Annotated in this window: 5 protein-coding genes and 1 pseudogene; 3 read left to right on the top strand and 3 right to left on the bottom strand. The window is 74.5% G+C overall.

Features of this window, described 5'->3' with window-relative positions; translation table 11 throughout:
- Positions 1–205: aldehyde dehydrogenase family protein (locus ACWEVO_RS28455; RefSeq protein ID WP_452310561.1), on the bottom strand; the 205-nt coding region annotated here is incomplete at its 3' end.
- A gap of 75 nt (positions 206–280) precedes the next feature.
- Here ACWEVO_RS28455 and ACWEVO_RS28450 point away from each other — a divergent pair.
- Positions 281–1,870 carry a phytoene desaturase family protein gene (locus ACWEVO_RS28450; RefSeq protein ID WP_452310562.1) on the top strand — a complete coding sequence of 530 codons (1,590 nt, stop codon included), beginning with the start codon at positions 281–283 and terminating at the stop codon, positions 1,868–1,870.
- A gap of 286 nt (positions 1,871–2,156) precedes the next feature.
- Here ACWEVO_RS28450 and ACWEVO_RS28445 read toward each other — a convergent pair whose 3' ends face one another.
- Positions 2,157–2,924, bottom strand: coding sequence for a polyprenol monophosphomannose synthase (locus ACWEVO_RS28445; protein WP_452310560.1), 768 nt, complete (start codon positions 2,922–2,924; stop codon positions 2,157–2,159).
- 97 nt (positions 2,925–3,021) lie between these two features.
- A complete protein-coding gene (locus tag ACWEVO_RS28440) occupies positions 3,022–3,468 on the bottom strand; it encodes an SRPBCC family protein (RefSeq protein ID WP_452310559.1) in 447 nt (148 codons plus the stop codon).
- 146 nt (positions 3,469–3,614) lie between these two features.
- On the opposite strand from ACWEVO_RS28440, the pseudogene ACWEVO_RS28435 reads away from it, so the two are divergent.
- Together ACWEVO_RS28435 and ACWEVO_RS28430 are read left to right on the top strand one after the other, a co-directional pair.
- Positions 3,615–4,237, top strand: a pseudogene (locus ACWEVO_RS28435) (D-glycero-alpha-D-manno-heptose-1,7-bisphosphate 7-phosphatase); the annotation flags it as partial.
- A 350-nt stretch (positions 4,238–4,587) separates the two neighbouring features.
- On the top strand, positions 4,588–5,714 hold a 1,127-nt coding region (locus tag ACWEVO_RS28430), incomplete at its 3' end, for a SigB/SigF/SigG family RNA polymerase sigma factor (protein WP_452310558.1).

The following is a 5,714-nucleotide window of genomic DNA, read 5'->3' as shown; positions in this document are numbered from 1 at the left end:
GCGCCGCGGCGCGCGCCGCCGGGTCGGTCGCCGCCCACTCCGTCGCCACGCCCCGGGCGGCCTCGACCGCCTTCCCCACCTCGTCCGCCGTCGCCACCGGCACGGTGGTCACCGGGGAACCGTCGGCCGGATCGTGTACGACCAGTTCGCCTCCCTCGCCACCCGCGCCCCACACTCCACCTATGAGCTGCGCAACCGTGTACATGGGTCGGGGAGTGCCCCGACCCGGCCGAGGCAAACGCGTTTCGTCCGGTAACCGGCCGGGTAGGCGGCTCGGATGATGTCGACCGCCGACGCCGTCGTCGTCGGGGCCGGTCACAACGGTCTCGTCGCCGCGAACCTGCTGGCCGACGCCGGCTGGGACGTCCTGGTGCTGGAGGCGACCCAGACCCCCGGCGGGGCGGTGCGCTCGGCCGAGGTGACCGCGCCCGGGTACCTGAGCGACCTCTACAGCTCCTTCTATCCCCTGGGGTACGCCTCGCCGGTGCTGCGTCGGCTCGACCTCGACCGGTACGGGCTGCGTTGGACCCACGCCCCGGACGTGCTGGCCCACCTGCTCCCGGACGGCCGGGCGGCCGTGGTCAACCGGGACCTCGCCGCCACCGCCGCCTCGCTGGAGGGGTTCGCCCCCGGCGACGGGGACCGCTGGCGGCGGGCGTACGCCGACTGGTGCGAGGTGGCCGAGCCGATGCTGGAGACCATCACCACGCCCTTCCCGCCGGTCCGGGGCGGGCTGGGGCTGCTGCGCCGGCTCCGGGTGTCCGGGGCGCTGCGGCTGGCCCGCCGGCTCGTGGTGCCGGTCCGCAAGCTCGGCGCGGAACTCTTCCAGGGGGAGGGCGGACCCGCGCTGCTCGCCGGCTGCGCGCTGCACACCGACCTGTCTCCCGAGGAGGCCGGCTCCGGAGTGTACGGCTGGCTGCTCGCCATGCTGGGCCAGCAGGTCGGCTGGCCGGTGCCGGTCGGCGGCGCGCAGAAGATCACCGATGCGCTGGTGGCCCGGCTGGTCGAGCGGGGTGGCCGGATCGACTACGGCGCCCGGGTCGACCGGGTGCTCACCGCCCGGGGCCGGGCGATGGGGGTCCGCACCGTGGGCGGCGCCGCCTGGCGGGCCCGCCGGGCGGTCGTCGCCGACGTGCCCGCCCCCGCGCTCTACCTGGACCTGGTGGGCGCGGCGGCGCTGCCACCCCGGCTGGTCGAGGACCTGGCGCACTTCCGGTGGGACGGCTCGACGCTGAAGGTGGACTGGGCGCTGTCGGCGCCGGTGCCGTGGCGGAACGGGGCGGTGGCCGGCGCGGGCACCGTGCACCTCGGCGCGGACCTGAACGGGCTGACCACGTACTCGGCGGCGCTGGCCCGGGGCGAGGTGCCGCGGGACCCGTTCCTGCTGGTTGGGCAGATGTCGGTGGCCGACCCGAGCCACTCGCCGCCGGGCACCGAGTCGCTCTGGTCCTACACCCACCTGCCCTTCCGCCGACACTGGCGGGCCGAGGAGGTCACCGCCCACGTGGCGCGGATGGAGGAGGTGCTGGAGGAGGCCGCTCCGGGCTTCCGTTCGCTGATCGTCGGGCGGCACGTGGCCGGGCCGGCCGACCTGGAGGCCGGCGACCCGAGCCTGGTGGGCGGGGCGCTCGGCGGCGGCACGGCGGCCGCGTACCAGCAGCTCTTCCTGCGGCCGATCCCCGGCCTCGGGCGGGCGGACACCCCGGTGGACCGGCTCTTCCTGGCCAGCTCGTCGGCGCATCCCGGCGGCGGGGTGCACGGCGCGCCCGGCGCCAACGCCGCCCGGGCCGCCCTGGCCCGCGACCGCGCCCTCACCGGGGATCTGTACGCGGGCGTCATCGACGTGGCGCACCGGGCGGTCTACCGCTGAGCCCGGGTGGCCCCACCTCGCGGAGCGGCGTCGGCGTCGTGCCGATCCGGTCGGCGGACCCCAGCCGAGACCTCGTGCGCGCCTTTGCTCTGCTTCAACCCGCGCAACAGTTACAGATGGTGATGGCCGGTGACCGGCCGACGCGCCGTGCGTGGGCGGGAATCGCCAGGTCGGTGCGGTGTTGCGTCCGCTGAAGCAGAGCAAAGGCGGCGGGCGATGACAACGGCCCGCCCGGGTTCGTCACTGTCGGTGAAGAACCGGGCGGGCCGTTTAAAGCGGGTCGGGGTCAGCGGTCCAGATTGCGGTGCTTGGCCCGCAGCTTGAACGGCATCAGCGCGCTTTCGATCTTGGTGGCGGTGGTCATCTTCGACAGCCCCTCGCGCCGCTCCTCGAACCGGATCGGCACCTCCAGGATGGTGTGGCCCCGCTTCGTGGCCAGGTAGTGCATCTCCACCTGGAAGCTGTAGCCGTTGGACTGCACCCGGTCGAGGCCGATGTCGCGCAGCGCGTCCGCCCGCCAGATCTTGAAGCCGGCGGTCAGGTCGCGGATCCGCACCTGGAGCAGCGTGTGCACGTAGAGGTTGGCCCAGCCGCTCAGCGCGCGCCGGTACAGCGGCCAGTTCGCGTCGAGCTCGCCGCCGGGCACGTACCGGGAGCCGATGACCACGCCGGCCTGGGTGGAGAGCAGCGCGCCGAGCATGCCGGGCAGCGCCTCCGGCGGGTGCGACAGGTCGGCGTCCATCTGCGCGACGAAGTCCGCGCCGTCGGCGAGCGCCCGGCCGATCCCGTCCACGTACGCCCGGCCCAGGCCCTCCTTGCCGGGACGGTGCACCACCGTCACCCGCTCCGGGTGCTCGATGGCCAGCTTGTCGGCCACCTCGCCGGTCCCGTCCGGGGAGTTGTCGTCCGCCACGAGCACCTTCAGGCCCGGCAGCGGCAGGGCGAGAAGCCGCTCGACCAGCACCGGGAGGTTGCCCGCCTCGTTGTAGGTGGGAACGACGACGGTCAGGCGTGCGTCGCGCCACGGGGCGGGCAACTGCACGGGTTCGATCATCACGGACTTCCTCGGTCGGCCGACAGGTTCACCTGAGAGGGTAGCCAGTCCCCTCATCGGCGTCGGCACGGACGCCCCTACGGAGCGTCGTGGAGCGTCAGCGGTCCGCTTTCTGCCGGGTGGCGATGTCCGAGAGCCGGTTCAACGTCTCCTTGTTACGCAGGTGCAGCACCAGGTCGTTGAGCTTGGTCCGGAGCCAGCGCAGCGGCCCCGCCGCGAAGTCCTCCTCGATGGTGACCCGGGTCCGGTCCTCCGGCAGCGGCTCCAGCGTGAAGGCGACCGTCGCCTCGCCCGCCGGCCACAACCCCGCCCGGAGCACCAGCCGGTGCGGGGCCTCGCAGGCCAGCACGGTGGAGGCGTCCTGCAACGAGAACGGCCAGGGCCCGGCCCGGTGGTGCAGCTGGGTGCCCACCCGCGGCCAGGCCTCGTCCACGTCCCGGACGTGCGCCGTGCCCACCACCCAGTCGCTGTACGTCCACCCGTCGGCGAGCACGTCGAAGACCTGCTGCGGGGGCGCGTCGATCACTTTCTCCACAATCGCCACCGGTATCCCGTACCCCCGGCGGGTCCGCCCTTAACGAGCCGGCCGGGTTAGCTTCTCGGGAGCGGCGGGTATCGCCGGACCGGACCGGCGCGGCGCGGCACCGACCGGCCCGGTGAGCACCGGCGGAGGCGGCTCCGCCGAAGTTGATGTTTACTCCCCGGGGGGTCGGGAACCCGCCGCCCGTGCGACGGGACCACGAGCGGGATCAGTGCAGGTCAGCCCGGGTTGACCCGGGTGCTGACCGGCTCGCGTCCGGCCTGTACGACGCGGTCCTGCTGGATCGGGACGGCACGCTCATCGAGGACGTGCCCTACAACGGCGACCCGGAGAAGGTCCGCCCGATGCCCGGCGCGCGGGAGGCCGTAAACCGGCTGCGCGCGGCGGGCCTGCGCCTGGCGGTGGTGAGCAACCAGTCCGGCCTGGCCCGGGGCTGCTTCACCACCGAGGACCTGCGCCGGGTCAACGCCCGGGTGGAGGAGCTGCTCGGGCCGTTCGACAGCTGGCAGATCTGCCCGCACGGGGCGCCCGACGGGTGCGCCTGCCGCAAGCCGGCCCCGGGCCTGGTGCACGCGGCCGCCCGGGCCCTCGGCACCACCCCGGCCCGGTGCGTGATGGTCGGGGACATCGGCGCGGACATGAGCGCCGCCGCGGCGGCGGGCGCCGCCGGCATCCTGGTGCCCACCCCGGCCATCGGGCGCCGTCGGCGGGCGCTGGACCGGGGCTCGGCGCGCGGCTACCCGGTCAGCCAGGTGCCGACCCGGCGTGCCACGGAGGTGTTGCGCAACCAGCCGTACGACCTGCCGGTGCCACCGCCGCTGGCGATGGCCGAGGCCCTCGCGACCCTCCGCGACGCGGGCGCCCCCCAGGGGTTGCTGGTCTCCTGAGGCCGCCCGCCACCAACAACGGCGAAACATCCTCGCGATCCTGCGGTCCGTGATTGAGTACCTACGGAGCGGGAACACCGCTCGCTGCGACGGCCCACGACGCCGTGTGGCGAGCCCGTCGACCGTTCCTGGCGTTCCGTCACGTAACCCATTTCCGGCCCGGTGCGTGGCCCGACCACGCGCACGACCGGTCTTCCCAATCCGGGCGGGGGACACCTTCCTGAGGGAGGCGCGGATGTTCGGACAGACCACCACACCCACACCACCACCCACCGAGCGGGGCCTGGAGGACCTCGACGCGGCGGCCCTGGCGTACGCGGCACGGATCGAGGGGCTGCCACCCGAGCGGCGGCAGGAGGCGCGGGACGATCTCGTCCGGTTCGCGCTGCCCTTCGCCGGCCGGCTGGCCCGCCGCTACCGGGGCCGTGGGGAACCGCTGGAGGACCTGGAGCAGGTGGCCCGCCTCGGCCTGGTCAACGCCGTCGACCGGTACGACCCGGAACGGGGCTCCTTCACCGCGTACGCGGCGATCACCATCGTCGGTGAGATCAAACGGCATTTCCGGGACCGCACCTGGGGCGTGCACGTGCCCCGCCGGTTGCGGGACCTGATCCTGGAGGTCGGGCAGGCGACCGCGGCGCTGACCAGCGAGCTGTCGCGGGCGCCGAGCGTGGCCGAGCTGGCCGAGCGGCTGGAGACGCCGGAGGAGGAGATCCTCGCCGCCCTGGAGTCGGCCGCCGGCTACAGCCCGGCCTCGCTGAACGCGCCGGTCGGTGGGGAGAGCTCCGCCGAGTTCGGCGATCTGGTGGGCGAGTCGGACAACGCGCTGGAATCGGTCGACGACCGGGTGACCGTCGCCGGCCTGCTGCACCGCCTGCCCTGGCGGGAGCGGCGCATCCTGGCCATGCGCTTCTACGGCAACCAGACCCAGGCTGAGATCGCGGCCCGGTTCGGCATCTCCCAGATGCACGTCTCCCGGCTGCTCTCCCGCGCGCTGACCTGGCTGCGGCAGGCGATGCTCGCCGACGCCCCGCCGCCGTGGCAGAACGGCGCGGCCGAGTCCGAGCCGGCGAAGTCGAGGATCTCGGTCAAGCAGAACGGCGACCGGGTGGTCGTCGAGGTCGGCGGCGAGGTCGACCGGGACGGCGCGGACCAGCTCCGCAAGGCGATGCTGAAGGCGGTGACCGGACAGCCCCGCGAGGTGGTGGTCGACCTGGTCGGCGCGGGCGGCTTCGATGCGGGCGGGATCGCCGCGCTGATGGCCGGCCGGGAGGCGGCGGCCCGGACCGGGGTACCGCTGCGGTTGACCCGGGTGCAGCCCGCGGTGCGCCGCTCACTCGCCGCCGCCGGCCTGCCGGCGGC

This window comes from Micromonospora sp. NPDC003776, from assembly GCF_053605645.1.
Note: the sequence above shows the minus strand (reverse complement) of the source record. Positions and strands in the feature narration are given on the sequence as shown.

Bases quoted from the DNA above. Each gene is read 5' to 3' on its own strand.
- ACWEVO_RS28445 (WP_452310560.1), bottom strand. From the start codon at position 2,924: ATGATCGAACCCGTGCAGTTGCCCGCCCCGTGGCGCGACGCACGCCTG.
- ACWEVO_RS28450 (WP_452310562.1), top strand. From the start codon at position 281: ATGTCGACCGCCGACGCCGTCGTCGTCGGGGCCGGTCACAACGGTCTC.